Source organism: Amycolatopsis sp. NPDC005003 (genome assembly GCF_053600695.1).
On record NZ_JBSGAI010000008.1, the window covers coordinates 67,107 to 84,647 of the forward strand.

The 17,541-nt window shown below is 71.2% G+C and carries 15 protein-coding genes; 9 read left to right on the forward strand and 6 right to left on the reverse strand.

Translation table 11 applies throughout. The features are described from left to right. Positions 1–88 precede the first annotated feature (88 nt). The gene (locus tag ACWED2_RS11940; RefSeq protein ID WP_449690445.1) at positions 89–1,690 is read right to left on the reverse strand and encodes an FAD-binding protein; all 1,602 of its coding nucleotides are present in this window, start codon (positions 1,688–1,690) and stop codon (positions 89–91) included. Next, positions 1,690–2,886: a cytochrome P450 gene (locus tag ACWED2_RS11945; protein WP_449690446.1), complete on the reverse strand. Its 1,197-nt coding sequence runs from the start codon at positions 2,884–2,886 to the stop codon at positions 1,690–1,692. Before ACWED2_RS11945 ends, ACWED2_RS11940 begins: the two co-directional genes overlap by 1 nt. A gap of 61 nt (positions 2,887–2,947) precedes the next feature. Between ACWED2_RS11945 and ACWED2_RS11950 the strand changes: the two genes are divergently transcribed. Genes ACWED2_RS11950 through ACWED2_RS11960 form a run of 3 tightly spaced genes read left to right on the forward strand, consistent with a single transcriptional unit; the run spans position 2,948 to position 5,552 of the window. Further along, positions 2,948–4,423, forward strand: a complete 1,476-nt coding sequence (locus tag ACWED2_RS11950) for an aldehyde dehydrogenase (protein WP_449690447.1) — start codon at positions 2,948–2,950, stop codon at positions 4,421–4,423. An 11-nt stretch (positions 4,424–4,434) separates the two neighbouring features. Beyond that, positions 4,435–5,184: an SDR family oxidoreductase gene (locus ACWED2_RS11955; protein ID WP_449690448.1), complete on the forward strand. Its 750-nt coding sequence runs from the start codon at positions 4,435–4,437 to the stop codon at positions 5,182–5,184. Then, entirely contained in the window at positions 5,181–5,552 is a 372-nt protein-coding gene (locus tag ACWED2_RS11960; protein WP_449690449.1) for a carboxymuconolactone decarboxylase family protein, read from the forward strand. The genes ACWED2_RS11955 and ACWED2_RS11960 overlap by 4 nt, the downstream gene beginning before the upstream one ends. On the opposite strand, the gene ACWED2_RS11965 is transcribed toward ACWED2_RS11960, so the two are convergent. Beyond that, entirely contained in the window at positions 5,549–6,730 is a 1,182-nt protein-coding gene (locus ACWED2_RS11965) for a cytochrome P450 (protein WP_449690450.1), read from the reverse strand. The genes ACWED2_RS11960 and ACWED2_RS11965 overlap by 4 nt on opposite strands. Positions 6,731–6,818: 88 nt before the next feature. Here ACWED2_RS11965 and ACWED2_RS11970 point away from each other — a divergent pair, with 88 nt between their 5' ends. After that, positions 6,819–7,724, forward strand: a complete 906-nt coding sequence (locus ACWED2_RS11970; protein WP_449690451.1) for an NAD(P)-dependent oxidoreductase — start codon at positions 6,819–6,821, stop codon at positions 7,722–7,724. A 51-nt stretch (positions 7,725–7,775) separates the two neighbouring features. Next, on the forward strand, positions 7,776–8,354 hold the full coding sequence (locus tag ACWED2_RS11975; protein ID WP_449690617.1) for a TetR/AcrR family transcriptional regulator: 579 nt from the start codon (positions 7,776–7,778) through the stop codon (positions 8,352–8,354). A 21-nt stretch (positions 8,355–8,375) separates the two neighbouring features. On the opposite strand, the gene ACWED2_RS11980 is transcribed toward ACWED2_RS11975, so the two are convergent. After that, complete coding sequence (locus tag ACWED2_RS11980; RefSeq protein WP_449690452.1) at positions 8,376–10,004, reverse strand: acyl-CoA synthetase; 1,629 nt, start codon at positions 10,002–10,004, stop codon at positions 8,376–8,378. Beyond that, entirely contained in the window at positions 10,001–11,227 is a 1,227-nt protein-coding gene (locus ACWED2_RS11985) for a hypothetical protein (RefSeq protein WP_449690453.1), read from the reverse strand. The genes ACWED2_RS11980 and ACWED2_RS11985 overlap by 4 nt, the downstream gene beginning before the upstream one ends. 91 nt (positions 11,228–11,318) lie before the next feature. Here ACWED2_RS11985 and ACWED2_RS11990 point away from each other — a divergent pair, with 91 nt between their 5' ends. The 3 genes from ACWED2_RS11990 to ACWED2_RS12000 are packed head-to-tail and all read left to right on the forward strand — an operon-like array spanning position 11,319 to position 14,006. Further along, positions 11,319–12,104, forward strand: coding sequence for an SDR family oxidoreductase (locus tag ACWED2_RS11990; protein WP_449690454.1), 786 nt, complete (start codon positions 11,319–11,321; stop codon positions 12,102–12,104). Further along, positions 12,101–13,450, forward strand: a complete 1,350-nt coding sequence (locus ACWED2_RS11995) for a cytochrome P450 (protein WP_449690455.1) — start codon at positions 12,101–12,103, stop codon at positions 13,448–13,450. Before ACWED2_RS11990 ends, ACWED2_RS11995 begins: the two co-directional genes overlap by 4 nt. A gap of 10 nt (positions 13,451–13,460) precedes the next feature. After that, positions 13,461–14,006 (forward strand): nuclear transport factor 2 family protein, encoded by a 546-nt coding sequence (locus ACWED2_RS12000; protein ID WP_449690456.1) that lies wholly within the window; start codon positions 13,461–13,463, stop codon positions 14,004–14,006. A 152-nt stretch (positions 14,007–14,158) separates the two neighbouring features. Here ACWED2_RS12000 and ACWED2_RS12005 read toward each other — a convergent pair whose 3' ends face one another. After that, positions 14,159–14,764, reverse strand: a complete 606-nt coding sequence (locus ACWED2_RS12005; RefSeq protein WP_449690457.1) for a hypothetical protein — start codon at positions 14,762–14,764, stop codon at positions 14,159–14,161. Between the two features lie 285 nt (positions 14,765–15,049). Between ACWED2_RS12005 and ACWED2_RS12010 the strand changes: the two genes are divergently transcribed. Beyond that, positions 15,050–17,470: a LuxR C-terminal-related transcriptional regulator gene (locus ACWED2_RS12010; RefSeq protein ID WP_449690458.1), complete on the forward strand. Its 2,421-nt coding sequence runs from the start codon at positions 15,050–15,052 to the stop codon at positions 17,468–17,470. Positions 17,471–17,541: the final 71 nt, after the last annotated feature.

The window sequence follows — 17,541 nt, forward strand, 5'->3', positions numbered from 1 at the left end:
CGTCGCCGACATGGTCACCGAGACGGCCGACGCCTGCTTGTCGACCGCCAACGGGCTGGACGTACCCGCGTCGTGCGGCGCGGCCCGCTCACTTCGGCTCCTCCGCCGCGGCGGCGACCGTCGCCCCCGCTCTGCGTCCGGAGAACACGCAGTCGGCGATGGCCAGGCCGCTGACGTAGGACTCCGAGCAGACGCCCACCGCGTTCCGCCCCGCCGCGTAGAGTCCCGGTATCGCGCTGCCGTCCGCGCGGATCACCGCACCGGTCTCCTCCCGCACCGCGAGCCCGCCCAGGGTGATGATCGGACAGGGAAAGCCCGGCTGAGTACGCAGCGAGCAGTCCAGCGCGTAGTAGGGACCGGTCTCGAGTGGACGGACGTGGCCGGCGTCCTTGCCCATCGCGTCCGGTTTCCCGGCCCGCGCGGCGGCGTTGTACGCATCGATCGTCTGACGCAGCCGGTCCGGGTCGACCTCGATCCCTCGGGCCAGTTCCTCGAGCGTGTCCCCTTTGACGTGCCCGACGAGGAACAGGTACTTCATCTGCATCCACTGGAACCACAGCGTCTGCTCCGGCAGCTGGCGTTTCGCCTCGTCCAGGATGCGCCGGTCCACGATCAGGTAGGACCGGGACTTCGTCTGCCGGGCGATGTGCTCGCCGATCTTGGCGCCGTAGAGCGTCTCGTTGCAGACCCGTTCGCCTTCGGGGTTCACCAGCACGCCTTCGACCAGTGCGATCGGCGGGTTGAAGAAGCGCCAGGCGGAGACCCGGTGCAGGCGGTCCGCGACGCCGCCCGCCTCGACCCCCAGCCGGATGCCGGTTCCGTCGTCGCCGATCGTGCCGAGTGACGAGCCGCCCTTGTACGCGGGCGCGTGCTCGGCGAGCATCTTCCGGTTGAACACGAACCCGCCCGCCGCCAGGATCACACCGTTGCGCGCCCGGAACCGCCGCACGACGCCCCGCTCGGCCTCGATCCGGCGGATCGGCCGGTCCAGCATCCGGCCTGCCGGCCGGTAGTAGACGTTGAGCTTGCGGTTGGCCTGCGACATCAGCCGGTGCGCCCAGCGGGCGATCGGCGTCGTGATTTCCCGGCACTCCACGCCGATCACCCGGCCGGACTCGTCGGTGAGCAGGCGGGACGCCGCCGTCTGGTAGCGCACTTCGATCGGCCGGCGCGCCACCGCCCCGCGCAGCGCGGCGAACAGCGTCCGGCCCGACATGCCGGCGCCGTGCGCCCGGTGGCCGCGCGGCACGGGCGGCGTCCGGTCGCGGTACGGCGGCGCGAGCTCGTTGCCCGAGTAGTAGAGGTAGTAGTCGTTGGTGGGATAGGACGTCTTCCTCGGCGCCATGCCGGCGTCGAACGGAACGCCGTTGCTCTCCAGCCAGTGCAGGTTCTCGGCGCTCTGCGCGCAGAACCGCTTGAGGGTCACCTCCGACACGGCGTCGCCGGTTTCCAGCTCGAGGTAGGCCAGCATCGCCTCCTCGCTGTCGGTGAAGCCGGCTTCGACCTGGTGCCGCGTTCCGCCGCCCGCATAGACGATGCCGCCGCTGATGGCCGTCGCCCCGCCGCCGCGGAACCTGTCCACCACCAGGACCGCACAGCCCCGGTCGGCGGCCTCGATGGCGGCGCAGGCGCCCGCTCCGCCGAAACCGACGACCACGACGTCGGCCTCGGCGTCCCACCGTCCGGACATCAGCGCGGCCCCGCCGTGAACGTCACGGGCATCGACTCGATACCCGACACGAAGTTCGCCGGACGCCGGGGCAGCGGGATCGCGGCTTCCCCGGCCAGCTCGAGATCGGGCAACCGGGTGAGCAGCCGGCCGAACATCTCCCCGAGCTCGAGCCTGGAGAGCTGGCTGCCCAGGCAGAAGTGCGGTCCGAAGCCGAAGGCGACGTGGTCGTTCGGCCGCCTGGTGATGTCGAACTCCGCCGGCTCGTCGAACACGTCCTCGTCCCGGTTGGCCGACGGGTACAGCAGCAGCACCGTCTCCCCCGCCCGGATCCCGGCGTCGCCGATGGTGGTGTCGGCGGTGGCGGTGCGGGCCATGTTCTTGATCGGCGACACCCAGCGGAGCATTTCTTCGAGCGCGGCGGGCAGCAGGCCGCGCTCGCCACGCAGCCGCGCGTACTGGTCCGGGTGGGCGAACAACGCCTCCATGCCGCCGCTGATCACGTGCCGGGTGGTCTCGTCCCCGGCGATGAGGATCAGCAGGCTCTCCATGGTGATCGAGTCGTCGGCGAGCCGCTCCCCGTCGAGTTCGGCGTTGGCGAGGACGCCGATGAGGTCGCTCTGGTCGCCGTCCCGCCGTCGCCGGGCGACCCGCTCGGCGATGTAGCCGGTGTACTCGCTGAACGCCGTCATCGCGCGGGACAGGTCGGCGGGATCGGGCGATCCCAGCGCACCCATCATGTCGTCGGACCAGCGGAGCAGATCCGGGCGGTCCGCCGGCTCGACACCGAGCATGTCCCCGATCACGAACAGCGGCAGCGGCGCGGCGAGGTCCCGCACGAAGTCGCACTCTCCCCGCTCGCACACGCGGTCGATCAGGTAGTCGCAGATCTCGCCGATCACGGGCCGCCGCGCGGCCACCGCCCTCGGCAGGAACCCCGCGCCGACCAGCTGCCTGCGCCGCCGGTGCTCCGGGTCGTCCATGTCGATCATGTACGGCATGGCGGGCTGGTCGGGACGGATGCCTCCCGCATTCGAGAACCGCGCAGGCGCCATGGCCACGGCCTTGATGTCGTGGTACCGGGTCACCCCCCACACGCCCGAGCGCGGATCGCGGTACACGGGCTGGTTGCGCCGCAGCCACGCGAACGCCGGATACGGGTCACCCGCGTAGAAGGCGCCGTCAAGAAGACTGATGTCCGGAGCGTCGACGCTCATCCCGGTCACTTCCCTCGCTCTCGCTTGCATTGGACACTGTTGCAAACTATCGTCTGGACACATGTCCAGTCGAGACCTCCGGCCGCGCGACTCCGCGAACCTGCTGATCGATGGTGTGCGGCGACCGGGCCGGGCCGGGGAGTTCCCCACGGTCAACCCGGCGACCGAGGAGGTGCTCGGCACGGCGGCGAACGCCGACGCGGCCGACCTGGACGAGGCCATCGGGGCCGCGCGCCACGCCTTCGACGACACGGACTGGTCGCGTGACACCGCGCTGCGGACACACTGCCTGCGTCAGCTCAGCGAGGCGCTGATGGCCCACGGCAACGAGCTCCGTGCGCTCACCGTGGCCGAAGCGGGTGTGCCGGTCGCGCTGACCCGCGGCCCGCAGTTCGACATCCCGGCCGGCGACCTCACCTGGTTCGCCGACCTCGCCGACGGCTACGCCTGGCGCCAGGACCTCGGCGTCGCGGCGCCCATGGGCGTGCGCAGCCGGCGCACGGTCCTGCGGGAACCCGCCGGCGTCGTCGCGGCGATCACGCCGTGGAACTTCCCCCACCAGATCACGTTCGCCAAGCTCGGACCGGCGCTCGCCGCGGGCAACACCGTCGTGCTCAAGCCCGCACCGGACACGCCCTGGTGCGCCGCCGCCGTGGGCGAGCTCATCGCCGAAGAGACGGACATCCCGCCCGGCGTGGTCAACATCGTGACCTCCGCCGATCACGGCATCGGCGGCCGGCTCACCGCGGACGCCCGCGTCGACCTCGTCTCCTTCACCGGGTCCACCGCCACCGGGCGAGCGGTGATGACGGCGGCTGCCCGGACCCTGAAGAAGGTCTTCCTGGAACTGGGCGGCAAGTCCGCCGGCATCGTGCTCGACGACGCCGACCTCGCCGGCGCCTGTGCGATGGCGGCGTTCATGGTGTCGACGCACGCCGGGCAGGGCTGCGCGCTCAGCACCCGCCTGCTCGTGCCCCGGGCCCGCTACGACGAAGCCGTGGAATCGACGGCCGCGGTGCTCGGCGGCATCCGGTGCGGTGACCCCGCCGACGGCCGGACGGTCTGCGGGCCGCTGATCTCGGCCCGCCAGCGCGACCGCGTCGAGAGCTACCTCGCGCTGGCCGCGGAAGAGGGCGGCAAGATCGTCTGCGGTGGCGGCCGTCCGGCCGGGCGCAGCCGGGGTTTCTACATCGAGCCGACGCTCATCGCGAGCCTGACGAACGATGCGCGGGTGGCACGGGAAGAGATCTTCGGGCCGGTGCTGGTGATCCTGCCGCACGACGGCGACGACGACGCGGTGCGCATCGCCAACGACTCCCCCTACGGCCTCTCCGGCGCCGTGTTCGGCACCGACCTCGACCGCGCCCGGGCCGTGGCCGCCCGGATCCGCACCGGCACCCTCAGCGTCAACGGCGCGGTGTGGTACTCCGCCGACGCCCCCTTCGGCGGTTACAAGCAATCCGGGATCGGCCGCGAGATGGGTGTGGCCGGCTTCGAGGAGTACCTGGAAACCAAACTCATCGCCGAACCCGCGTAGAGGAGAGCTCAATGAGTCGTTTCGACGGCAAGGTCGCCATCGTGACCGGCGCGGCGCAAGGCATCGGCGAGGCCTACGCCCGTGCCCTCGCGCGCGAGGGGGCGAGCGTGGTCGTGGCGGACCTGAACGCCGGACTCGGCGAGCAGGTCGCCAAGCAGATCACCGCGGACGGAGGCGCCGCGGCGTGCGTCCGGGTCGACGTCTCGGACCCCGAATCGACCACCGCGATGGCGACGTCCACAGTGGACCGGTTCGGCGGCGTCGACTTCCTCGTCAACAACGCCGCGATCTACGGCGGGATGAACCTGAACCTGCTGCTCGCGGTGGACTGGGACTACTACAAGAAGTTCATGGGCGTGAACCTCGACGGAGTGCTGCTATGCACCCGCGCCGTCGTACCGCACATGAAGGCACGAGGCGGCGGCGCCATCGTCAACCAGTCCTCCACGGCGGCCTGGACCTACTCGTCGTTCTACGGACTGGCGAAGGCCGGCGTCAACGGCCTCACCCAGCAGCTCGCGACCGAACTGGGCGGCTCCGGCATCCGCATCAACGCGATCGCCCCCGGCCCGACCGACACCGAGGCCACCCGCGCCGTCACCCCGCCCGAGATCGTCAAGCAGCTGATCGACCGGCTGCCGATCAAGCGCATGGGCACCCCGGCCGATCTCGTCGGCATGTGCCTGTTCCTGCTGTCCGCCGAGGCCGGCTGGATCACCGGGCAGATCTTCAACGTCGACGGCGGGCAGGTCATGCGGTGAACGACAAGCGCAAGCGCGGCCTGGACATGATGCGCGAGGTCTACGGCTGGGAGATGCCCGACCAGCCCGGCGAGTTCTTCGCGCAGACGGTCGACCACCTCTTCGCCGAGATCTGGACCAGGCCGGGGCTCTCCCTGCGCGACCGGCGGCTGCTCCTGCTGGGGGCGATCGCCGGTCAGGGTCTCGACGACATCGCCACCATCCAGGCCACCGCCGCGCTGCACAACGAAGAACTGGACGCCGAACAGTTGCGCGAAGCGGTGTTGTTCCTCACCCATTACGTCGGCTGGCCACTGGGCACCAAGATGTTCACGGCCGTCGAAAAGGTGATCGCGAAACACGACAAGGACCGCAAGCACAATTCCTAGCGGGTGGTCATCCGGATGGGCAGGGTGGCGAAACCCCGCACGTTCGTCGAATGCACGCGTTCCGCGGCCGCGTCGTCCACCTCGTAGTCCGCGACCCGCCTGACGGTCTCCGTCAGCGCGACCCGGGCCTCCAGCCGCGCCAGCGACGCGCCCAGGCAGAAGTGCACCCCCGCCCCGAAACTCGCCAGCTGACGCTCGAAATCGCGGCCGATGCGATAGGAATCCCCACCGGGAAAGGCTTCCTCGTCCCGGTTGGCCGACCCGATCAGCAACAACACCCGCGCTCCCGCCGGAACCGTCCGCCCGTGGTAGCCGAGATCCGCCGCCGCGGTGCGCACGACGATCTGGCTCGACGTGTCGTAGCGCAGCGTCTCCTCGATCCACGCCGGTACCAGGGCCGCGTCGGCCAGCACCCGCGCCCGCTCGCCGGGGTTGCGCCACGCCCAGTACAGCGCGTTCCCGAGCAGCTTGGTGGTCGTCTCGTTCCCCGCCACGACCATCAGGAACAGGAACCCGATGACGTCGGTGTCGGTGAGCCGCTCGCCGTCGATCTCCGCGTCCAGGAGGGCCGACACGAGGTCGTCGCCGGGGCGGCGCTTCCGCTGCGCGAGCATGTCCGCGTAGTACGTGGCGAGCTCGATGGCCGCTTCGATGGCCGGCGGCGGCACGTCCAGCACGCCGTCGGCGCGGTGCATCACCACGTCGGCCAGCCCACGAAGCCGGTCCCGATCGGCGACGGGCACCCCGAGCAGCTCCGAGATCACGTCCATCGGCAGCTTTCCGGCGAACTCCCCGATGAAGTCGAACTCCTTGCGCTCCAGCGCGGCGTCGAGGTGCTGCCGCGTCAGCTCGGTGACGCGCCCCTCCAGCTCGAGCACGCGGCGGGGGGTGAACGCACGGGACACCAGCGCACGCATCCGCAGGTGGCGCGGTTCGTCCATGGCCAGGAACGACATCGTGCGATGCGCGTGCGGCCCGTACGCCGCCGGGTCCAGCGACACGCCGTTGGCGCTGGAGAGGCGCACGTTGTCACGGAACCCCGCCGTCACGTCGGAATACCGGGACAGCGCCCAGAAATCCTGCTCCTCGTTGTGGTAAATCGGCGCATGAGCGCGCATCCACGCGTACGTGGGGTACGGATCCTCGTGGAAGTCGTAGTCGTACGGGTTGAACGTCATACTAGACACATGTCCAGACACTACTCTGACCGGACGGCGGCGGCAAACCTTTGACCCCGTCCCATCCTTCGGACTACAGTCCAGACACATGTCCACTCGCGAAGAGGGAGCTGCGGCGAAGCCGGTCGGTTTCATCGGGCTCGGCCGGATCGGGGCGCCGATGGCGCGGCGGCTGCTGGCCTGGCCCGGCGGTCTTGTCGTCCACGACGTGCGCCCCGAGGCCCTCCAGCCGTTCGTCGAGGCCGGCGCCCGCGCGGCGGGCAGTCCCCGCGAGGTGGCCCGGTCCGCCGGCGTGATCTCGCTGATGGTCCGCGACGACGCCCAGGTCGAGGCCGTACTCTCCGGGCCGGCAGGCCTCCTGGAGACCGCCGCTCCCGGCACGGTCGTCGCCATCCACTCCACCATCGCCGCCACGACCGCGACGCGGCTGGCCCGGACCCACGGCGCACAAGGCATCGAGATCGTGGACGCACCGGTCTCCGGCGGCGCCCCCGGCGCCGTCAAGGGCGACCTCGCGGTCATGGTCGGCGCCACGGACGCCGCGTTCGGGCGCTGCCGCGACGTGTTCGCGCTTTGGGCGGGCCACACGATGCACGCCGGCCCGCCCGGTGCCGGCACCCGCGCGAAGCTGGCCCGCAACCTGCTGCACTTCGTGTCGTTCGCCGCGGCCGCGGAAGCCCAGCGCCTCGCGGAGGCGGCCGGCCTGGACCTGCTCGCACTGGGCAAGGTGGTGCGGCACTCCGACGCCATCACCGGTGGCCCGGGCGCGATCATGCTGCGCCCGACCACGGCCCCCGTCGCGCCGGAGGACGGCTGGTACCCGATCCTGTCGCACGTGCGGGACCTCGGGCACAAGGATCTCACCCTCGCCATCGCGCTCGCCGAGGAACTCGGCGTGGACACCCCGCTCGCCCGCCTGGCGCTCGAGCACCTCGCCGCCGCGCTCGGCCTCGGCGACCCGGTGGCCGACACAGCCCCCCGACCTCGTCCTTGACACCTGTTCGGACAGGTATCATGTGGACATGAGCGAGAGCACGGCCGCGTGATGGAACCCGTACGGCGCATCGTCGACGGCCGCCGGGCCGACACGGTCCAACGCCTGCTCACGGCCGCACTCGACGAGGTCCGCACCGTCCCGTACAGCGACCTCACGGTCCGCTCGGTCGCCAAGCGCGCCGAGGTGTCCCCCGCGACGGCGTACACCTACTTCGCCTCCAAGGAACACCTGGTGTGCGCGATCCTGTGGCAGCAGGTGCAGAACTCCCCGGAACCGCAGGCCAAACCACGCCGGTCCCCGGCGGCCGCACTCGCCGACGCGGTGCGCAGCATCACCGAGGTGTTCACCGAAGAACCCGAACTCAGCCGGGCCTGCACCACCGCCCTGCTCGCCGACGACCCCGAAGTCCGGCTGCTGCGCGACCAGATCGGCACCGCGATGCTCAGCCGGGCAGCCGAAGCGATCGGCCCCATGTCACCGACCGCGCGCGAGACCTTCACGATGGCCTTCGTGGGGGCGGTGGTCCTCGCCGGCACCGGGTACCTGGCTTTCGAGGACCTCCCGGAGCGGCTCGGCAAGGTGACCGACCTCCTGCTCTCCGACACGCGCCGGCGCCCGAAGCACTAGCGCACGGCCGGTCGAAACGGCTCACCCTGGGGAAGCCTGCCGTCGAGCCCAGCGGTAGTCCGCCTTCCCGCTCGGCGACCGCACGATCTCCGGCCGGCGCAGGATCGCCTTCGGCGCCTTGTACCCCGCGACGTGACGGCGGCACTCGGCCAGCAACTCCTGATCGGAGACCGCCGCCGACAGCACGACGATGGCCACGACCTCACTTCCCCAGCGGGCCGACGGGCGGCCGACCACGAGCACGTCGCGCACGGCCGGGTGCGCGGCCAGGCCGCGTTCCACCTCCTCGGCGAAGATCTTCTCCCCGCCGGAGTTGATGGTGGTCGCGGCCCGGCCGAGCAGCCGCACGGAGCCGTCGCCGAGGCGGACCGCCCGGTCGCCGGGCACGCTGTACCGACGGCCGCCGAGCACCGGGAACGTCGCCGCGGTCCGGTCCGGGTCGCCGAGGTAGCCGAGCGGCACCCGGCCGTGACTCGCGAGCCAGCCTTCGCCCTCCCCCGCGCGCAGCTCACGCCGGCGTGACTCGTCCAGGACCGTCGTGTGCTCATCCGGGGTGAAGACCGTCGAGTCCGGCTGCGCACCGGCGAAGTGGCTCATCTGGATGCCGGTCTCGGACGAGCCGACCGCGTCCAGCAGGACGATCTTCGGCAGTGCCGCGAGCAGGCGGGCGCGGACGGCCGGGGTGAGCGGCGCGCCACCGTTGCTGACCGCCACCAGCCCGCTCAGGTCGTACCGCCCGGTCTCGATCTCCTCGATCATCGGACGGGCCATGGCATCTCCGACGACCGGCACGCTCACCACCCGCTCCCGCTCGACGGTGCGCAGCACGTCGGCCCAGTCCAGCTGCCGCACGCCGGCCGGCAGCACGATCGTGCCGCCCGAGTTGAGGACGTGGAAGGCCGACCACTGGGCCGCGCCGTGGATGAACGGCGCGGTCATGAGGAACCGGACGCCGCCGGCCGCCCGCCTCGCCGCGTCGGCGATCTCCGGGTAGCCCGCGAACGGCGTCCTGGTGCCGAAGGGGGTGCCGCCCATCGCCGCGAGGTACACGTCGTGCTGGCGCCACAGCACGCCCTTCGGCATCCCGGTCGTGCCCCCGGTGTAGATGAGGAAGAGGTCGTCGCCGTCCGGCTCGGGCATGCGGGACGGCGCCGCGGTGGTCACGATCGACTCGTAGTCGACGGCGCCGGGCAGGAGCGGGTTCCCGCTCTTGTCGGCCACCTGGACCAGTACCTCCAGCCCCGGCAACCGGTCCCGGATCGCGGCGACGTGCGGCGCGAACTCCGCTTGGTAGACCAGCGCCCGCGCGCCCGCGTCGGCGAGCAGGTACCGCAGCTCCTCGTCGACATAGCGGTAGTTGACGTTGAACGGCACGGCCCTCGCCCGGGAGCCCGCGACCATGCACTCGAGGTACTCGTTGCCGTTGCGCAGGTACAACCCGATGTGGTCCTGCCCGGACTCGTGGCAGGCGAGCTCGGCTCGCTCCGTGTGGCACCCCAGCCCCCGCGCGACCAGGAAGTGCGCCACCCCGTCGATGCGGGCGTTCAGGTCCCGGTAGCGGAGCCTGCGGTCACGCCAGACCATGACCTCCTGGCCGGGCACCGCCCGCGCCACCGTGTCGAACACTCCCGCCAGCGTGAACCGGGTCATGACCGGCCGACCGGGGTGATCGGGAGCGCCCTGCGCGGCCGGAAGGTGAACGACGAGCCGGTGCTGATCCTGGTGACGGCCACTTCGTCGAACTCCTTCGCGGGCTCGTCACGCCACACGACCCGCGCGATCCACTCCGACGGGGCACCGTCGACCTCGACGTCGAGGCGCGGGTCCACGGCACGCACGATCGCCTGGAGCGGCCTGACCTCGTCCGGGCCGCACAGCGAGATCCACGCGCCGTCGGAATGCCCGGGCGAGGCGGTCACGGTCACCGTGTCGCCGACCGTGGCGCGCACGTAGGCGGCGGGGTTGAGCAGCGGGTGCAGCCCGAGCACCCGCAGCGCACCCTCGACACCACCGGGCAGGCCGAGCGCACGGTGCAGGCGCTCGGCGGCGATGCCGGCGATCCCGGTCAGTTGCTTGACGCACAATTGCCGCGCCTGCGCCGCGTCGGTGCGCTGCCGCACGGCGTGGACGAAGCCGAGGTTGAGCAGGTGCATCTGCAGGCAGACCTCGTCGGCCATGCGCACGAGCGCCGACTTCGAGAACTCGGCGAACACCAGATCGGCCAGCAGCGGCCCGGCGTAGCCGGCACGGCCGTCGTCCGCGGCGTCGATCGGGTCGAGCTCGATCGTGGCCGCGTGAGAACTCCTGAGTCTGCAACAGCCCGGCGATTCGCTCACCGGTGGATGGGCGTCGTCGATGACCACCGTCCACGCGCAGTGCGGGTGCCGTCCGGCCGGCCGGCGCGGCGGCCGATGGATCGGCCGGACCCGCGCCCGGGGATTGGTGGCGACCGCGGTCGCGTCGAACGTCGGGTCCTCGATGTCGTGGCACATCCCGGTCACGAACTCGTCCCCGAGCGGCTCGACGTCCATCAGGGCCCCGCAGTGGTCGAGCCGGAACTCGCCGTGCCACGGGTCGCGCACGGTGTAGCGGAAGTCCATGAACTGCGGTGGCGCGCCGATGTCGAGCTGCAACCCCTTGAAGATCGTCACCACGTCGTCGCCCTCGTAGCCGAGCGCACGCTGCATCCGGCGCGTGTAGATCGGGCTCGAGGCCATCCACTCCTCGATGGCGATCCGCGTCATCTCCGCCCGGCCGAACGCGCCGATGCACCACGCCATCCCCGACCGGTCGATCAACTGTCCCGCGAGCAACAGCTCCGGCAGCAGAACGGCCAGCTGCTCACGACGCAACGTCGCATACCTGCTCGACACGTAACGGCCCTCCGGTTCCTACGGCCTTGTGATCACCAGTTGTCCGTACTACCGTCTGGACACATGTCTAGCACAGGGAGTGGCTGACGTCATGCCTCGATTCGAACCACACCCGGAGAAGCGGCCGTCGATCGTCACCGGGGCGTCGTCCGGCATCGGTGCCGCCACCGCGGTCGCGCTCGCCGAAGCGGGACACCCGGTCGCACTCGGTGCCCGCCGCGCGGAAAAGTGCGCCGAGGTCGCCGAGCGGATTCGCGCGGCCGGCGGCGAAGCGGTCGGCCTGTCATTGGACGTGGGCGACGACGCGTCGGTCCGCAAGTTCGTCGCCGCCGCGACGGAAGCACTCGGCCCGATCGAGATCCTGGTTTCCGGTGCGGGCGGACTTGCGCCCGCACCGATCCACGAACTGGACACCGACCGGTTCGCCGAGCAGGTCGGCGTCAACCTGATCGGTGCGCACCGCCTGGTGTCGGCGGTGGTGCCGGACATGGTCGGCCGGCGACGCGGGGACGTCGTCTTCATCGGCTCCGACGTGGTGCCGTCGCCCCGCCCCGGCATGGGCGCCTACGTGCCGGCGAAGTCCGGGCTGGAGGCGATGGCCTACGCGATGCGGATGGAGCTCGAGGGCACCGGAGTGCGCGCGTCGATCGTCCGGCCCGGCCCGACCGTGTCGGACCTGGCCGCCGGCTGGGACCAGCAGGCCACCCTGACCATGCTCGAGGACTGGCAGCGCTGGGGTTTCGCCCGCCACCCCTACATGCTGCGCGCGGCCGACATCGCCGCCGCCGTGACGACGGTCGTGTCCGCGCCGCGCGGTGTCCACCTCACCCTCGTCGAAGTACAACCCGAGGCACCGCTACGGGAGGACCCGGCATGAACCCGCGCGAACCGCAACGGGTTTCGGGCGGCCGGGCCGAACACGGGCACCTCGAAGAACTGCGCACGGACCCCATCGGCCTGATGCGCCGGATCCGCGAGGAATGCGGTGCCGTCGGCGCGTTCGACCTCGGCACCCGGCGGGTGGTGCTGCTGTCCGGTGCCGAGGCGAACGAGTTCTTCTTCCGCGCCGGCGACGAAGAACTGGACCAAGCCGAGGCGTACCCGTTCATGAAGCCGATCTTCGGCGAGGGCGTCGTCTTCGACGCCCCGCCCGAGCGGCGCAAGGAGATGCTGCACAACCAGGCGTTGCGTGGTGAGCACATGAAGGGCCACGCGAAGACCATTTCCCGCGAGATCGACCGCATGGTCGCCGGCTGGGGCGACGCCGGCGAAATCGACCTGCTCGATTTCTTCGCCGAGCTGACGATCTACACCTCCTCCGCCTGCCTGATCGGGACGAAGTTCCGCGACGAACTGGACGGCCGGTTCGCCCAGCTCTACCACGAGCTGGAGCGGGGCACGGACGCGCTCGCGTTCGTCGACCCGTACGCGCCGATCGAGAGCTTCCGGCGCCGGGACGAAGCCCGTGCCGGGCTCGTCGACCTCGTCCAGGGCATCATGAACGCCCGCGCCGCGGGACCACCGCCGGCGCGCGGGGACCGCGACATGCTCGACGTGCTGATCTCGGTCCAAGACGACGACGGCGGCCCCCGCTTCTCCGCCGACGAGATCACCGGGATGTTCATCTCGATGATGTTCGCCGGGCACCACACCAGCTCCGGGACCGCCGCGTGGACGCTCATCGAACTGCTGCGCCACCCCGACGTGCTGGCGGGCGTCGTCGCCGAACTGGACCGGCTCTACGCCGATGGCTCGACGGTCAGCTTCCAGGCCCTGCGCGCGATTCCGAAGCTGGAGTCCGCGGTCAAGGAGGCGTTGCGCCTGCACCCCCCGCTGATCCTGCTGCTGCGCGTCGCGAACGGCGACTTCACGGTGAACGGGCACTCGATCAGGCACGGCGACTACGTCGGCGTCACGCCCGCGATCTCCAACCGGATACCGGAGGACTTCCCCGAGCCGGACGCCTTCGACCCGGCCCGGTACGCCGAACCACGCCAGGAGGATCTGGCGAACCGGTGGACCTGGATCCCCTTCGGCGCCGGACGACACCGCTGCGTCGGCGCCGCGTTCGCCATGTTGCAGCTCAAGGCCATCTTTTCCGTGCTGCTCCGTGACTACACCTTCGAACTGGCCCAATCCCCGGACACCTACCGCAACGACCACTCCAAGATGGTCGTCCAGCTGGCCCAGCCCTGCCACGTCCGCTACCGCAAACGTCCATAGTGGAGGAAACGTGACCGCTTTCCCGCGTGAAGAGCTGGACGAGATGGTCCGGCGCTGGCTCGAGGCCAACGAACGCTGCGAGAAGACCGGCGACTGGCGACCGCTCGCCGACATGTACACAGTGGACGCCACCTACGGCTGGTACAACGGCCCCGACGACGAGTTCATGGCCGTCGGCCGCGAGGAGATCCGCGAACACGCCCTCGGCACGGAGATGTACGGCCTCGACGGCTGGACCTACCCCTACCAGAAAGTACTCGTCGACGACCACAGCGGCGAAATCGTCGGCTTCTGGAAACAGACCGCCGACGCACGCCGTCCCGACGGCTCCCCCTACACGGTCGCCGGCATCGGAGGGAGCTGGTTCCGCTACGCCGGCGACTGGCAGTGGTCCTGGCAACGCGACTTCTACGACTTCGGCAACGCGGCCGCCCTCTTCATGGAAATGTTCAAGGACGGCTCCCTGTCCGACGGAATGCGCAAGCGCATGGAACGCGCCGCCGAACCCCAACCCGGCCACTACCCCCGCGGTGGGGCACCGGTCGAAATCTGGTGAGCCCCCGCCCACCGCGGTCACCTGCCGCGGCGTGACCGGCCGGGCCGGTACAACTCCGCACGCTATTCGCCGAGACCGTCGGTGACCGGCTGCGTAACCGCGCTGATCGGCCAAGCCGTCCCGGGTGAGCACGGACACCCCGGGGCAACAGGCTATCGCCGTTGTTCTTCGAACGAGGGATCGCACACCTCGATCACTATCGGTGCGTCGCCGTCCGCGTCCTGGAGCCGCCATACCCGGGCACGCGCGCCGACCCCCGGGACCTGAGTCCGAAGGAGCATCGGCGATCGCGAGGTCGCGCGCTCCCACATCGCGCACACCTGTCCCTTCGCGGTGTCGACAACGAGCGTGAAGCTGTCGACACCGCCATCCTCGATGGTCGAGACCGTGCGCGCGCAGACCGTGCCGTCGAGCAACTCGGCACGATCCGTCGCCTCCGCCCAGCGAACGCGGGCACGCGTGCGCTCAGCGCTCCGGGCGACGGCGGCGAAATACGCGATCCACAGCACGACAACGAGGGCCGTGAACAGGAGGGTGAAGAGGAGGGAGAACCACCAGCCGGGAGTCGGCTCCGTCCACAGCAGGACGATCGCCTCGACGCTCCCCACCGCGCAAAGGACGAGGAGCACCACGAGCACGGCGCGGCTGGTCGTTCGCAGCGGGCCACGGACCGGTAACTCGACGGGCGGCGCCGGATCCGGCCAGCGGTCGACCAGTACCACGACCTGCCCAGCAGGCACCGAGGTCGATTCGGCCATGGCGCGAGTCTACGGGGCCCCTTCACCGCGATGTCAACGCCGAACCAGCCTTGCCCGAAGGCTCCAGAACGCCGACGTCCAGGCGTCCGACAGGCTGATTCCGACTCCGCCGACGCGCTTGTACGCGAACGGCACGTCAGCAATGGCGGTGCCCATCCCGCCGGACCTCAGCCCGGTGTGTCGGACCGGAACACCGATCTTGGAACAATCCCCCAGTGTCGTACTTGCCATCACTGGTCGTGTGTACTTGGGGATATGCCGGATCATGAGGTTGCGGGTGTGCGGGTGTCGCCGCGTGAGGCCGAGGTGTTGACGGCGTTGGGGGAGTACCTGACCAACCCGGAGATCGCCGCCCGGCTGTTCATCTCGATCCGTACGGTCGAGAGCCACGTCTCGTCGTTGCTGCGCAAGCTCGGCGTGAGCGACAGGCGTGCCCTGGCCGCGATGGCCGGCGAGGTCGCCGCCGCGAACGCGCCGCAGGTGCCGCACGCGTTGACGCCCCTGGTGGGCCGGTTGACCGAGCGGCAGGCGCTGGCCCGAGTCCTGGCCCGGAACCGGTTGGTGACGGCGGTGGGACCGGGCGGCGTGGGCAAGACCCGGCTGGCGTTGGCGGTGGCCGAGGACGTGGTGTCGCGGGACGGTGTGCGGTACGTCGACCTGGTGCCGGTCGCCGGGGACGCGATGGTGCCCCAGGCGGTGGCCGCCGGGCTGGGTGTGGCTGAGGAGAACCTCGCGACGTGGGCGGAGAACCGGCAGCTGCTGCTGGTCCTGGACAACTGCGAGCACGTCGTGGACGGCGTGGTGGTGCTGGTGGAGCGGTTGCTGCGGCACAGCGCGGGCATCACGGTGCTCGCGACCAGCCGGGTCCGGCTGTCGGTCCCGTTCGAGCGGGTCTTCCCCGTAGGAGGTCTGGTTCCGGCGGAGGCTGAGCGGCTGTTCGTGGCACGTGCGGAGGCAGCGGGCGCCACCGAGGTCGCGGGCGACCGGATCGGCCGGATCTGCGCGGCGCTGGACGGCGTGCCGCTGGCCATCGAGCTGGCGGCGGCGCGGGTGGCCGCGGTCGGCCTGGACGGTGTCGAGGACGGGCTGGTCGACCAGCTGACCCTGCTGACCGGGGCCCGGCGGGTCGACGACCGGCACCGCTCACTGCGGTCCGCACTGGACTGGAGCTACCAACTGCTCGACGAGCACCCACGAACCGTGCTGCAGCGGACCTCGGTCTTCGCGACCGCGTTCGGGCTCGCCGCCGCGGCGGCCGTCACCGGCGGGCCCACCGCCGACGTGCTCGCCGGCCTGGCGACCCTGGTCGACCACAGCCTGCTCACCACGGTCCCGTCCAGCGACAGGACGCACTACGCGGCGTTGGAGTCGGTCCGCCAGTACGGCACCGAACTGCTCGCGGCCGAGGAAGCCGAGATCCGCGACCGGCACCTGCGCTGGTTCCTGACCGAAGGCACCACCCTGCTGGCAGCGGACCACGAGGACGCCGAGTGGCGGGCGGGTTTCGACCGGATCGCCGACGAGCTGCGCTGGGCCCTGACCCGGACGTCGTCCGCCGAGGCGGCGACACTCCTCGCGGCGTTGTGCCACCGGCGGGGGTGGTTGGCGGAGGCGCAGCTGCGGTCCGAGCGGGCGGCCGAGCTGGCCGCCACCCCGCGCGCCCGCTTCGACGCCCTGCGGCTCGCCGCCGGATCCGCCGAGGCCCGGCACGCCGGCGACGACGCCCTGCGGCTGAGGCGCGCCGCAGGTGAGGCCGCCCTGCTCGCCGGCCGGCCCGAGCTGGCGGCCCGTGAGCTGGCCCGGGTGGTCGAGCTGGTCCACCGGTCGGCCGGCATCATCACCGCGGCCCCTGACCCGAACACGGTGCGCACCACCCTGGCCGACGCCCGGCGGTACGCGGGTGAGGACCCCGTCGCGGTGGCCAGGGTCGCGACCGCCGAGGCGTTCGCGGGCTCCGTCCACGACCCCTCGACCGTCGCGGCCACCGGCAACGCGCTGCGGCTGGCCGAACACAGCGGCGACCCGCTGGTCATGAGCGCCGCGCTGGACCAGCTGACCGTGGTCCACCTCAGCCAGGGAAACGCCGGAGCGGCGCTGACCGCCGCCCGACGGCGTACCGAACTGCTCGACCGGCTACCCCTGGACGCCGACCTGGGCTATGAGATCAACGACGCGTACGGCATGGCGACCGACGCCGCGATCGCCGCCCAGGAGCTGACCGTCGCCCGGGAGATGGCCCAGCGCTGCCGGGACCTGCCGCAGAACCGCGACTCCGGGCACCTGGCCACGTACCGGCTGATCGTCGTGGCAACGCTGAGCGGCGAGTGGGACGAGGCCCGCGACCACGGCGTGGTGTTCCTCGACGCCTGGCAGGAAGCAGGCCGGCCCCGGCTGAGCACCCTGCGCCGTGGCGCGAAGGCCCTGGCCACGGTGTACGCGATCGAGGGAGCCACCGAGGAGGAGGAACTGTGGTCCAGGGTCGTCGACGACCTCGCACCCGCTGGTCGCGCCCCGAACGACCCGCGGGCGATGGCGTTCTTCGACGCCTGGGTGCTGCTGCGCCGGGGTGACCCGGCCGCGGCGGCCGCACTGTTGCGGCCGGACGAGTTCACCGGCCTGGTCGACGGCGTCTGGCGGTCCTGGTACGGCTCCCTGCGCGACGCCGCCGCCCGCAGCACGGAATGGAATCCGTGGTCGGGTCCGTGAGCTCCACGGATGCCCCGCGCACGGCTCCCCCGGCAAGCTGATGACCAGCCGAAACCGGAAGGAACACCGAC

Bases quoted from the DNA above. Each gene is read 5' to 3' on its own strand.
- ACWED2_RS12005 (WP_449690457.1), bottom strand. From the start codon at position 14,764: ATGGCCGAATCGACCTCGGTGCCTGCTGGGCAGGTCGTGGTACTGGTC.
- ACWED2_RS11965 (WP_449690450.1), bottom strand. From the start codon at position 6,730: ATGACGTTCAACCCGTACGACTACGACTTCCACGAGGATCCGTACCCC.
- ACWED2_RS11950 (WP_449690447.1), top strand. From the start codon at position 2,948: ATGTCCAGTCGAGACCTCCGGCCGCGCGACTCCGCGAACCTGCTGATC.
- ACWED2_RS11990 (WP_449690454.1), top strand. From the start codon at position 11,319: ATGCCTCGATTCGAACCACACCCGGAGAAGCGGCCGTCGATCGTCACC.
- ACWED2_RS11970 (WP_449690451.1), top strand. From the start codon at position 6,819: ATGTCCACTCGCGAAGAGGGAGCTGCGGCGAAGCCGGTCGGTTTCATC.
- ACWED2_RS11975 (WP_449690617.1), top strand. From the start codon at position 7,776: ATGGAACCCGTACGGCGCATCGTCGACGGCCGCCGGGCCGACACGGTC.
- ACWED2_RS11945 (WP_449690446.1), bottom strand. From the start codon at position 2,886: ATGAGCGTCGACGCTCCGGACATCAGTCTTCTTGACGGCGCCTTCTAC.
- ACWED2_RS11980 (WP_449690452.1), bottom strand. From the start codon at position 10,004: ATGACCCGGTTCACGCTGGCGGGAGTGTTCGACACGGTGGCGCGGGCG.
- ACWED2_RS11995 (WP_449690455.1), top strand. From the start codon at position 12,101: ATGAACCCGCGCGAACCGCAACGGGTTTCGGGCGGCCGGGCCGAACAC.
- ACWED2_RS11955 (WP_449690448.1), top strand. From the start codon at position 4,435: ATGAGTCGTTTCGACGGCAAGGTCGCCATCGTGACCGGCGCGGCGCAA.
- ACWED2_RS11940 (WP_449690445.1), bottom strand. From the start codon at position 1,690: ATGTCCGGACGGTGGGACGCCGAGGCCGACGTCGTGGTCGTCGGTTTC.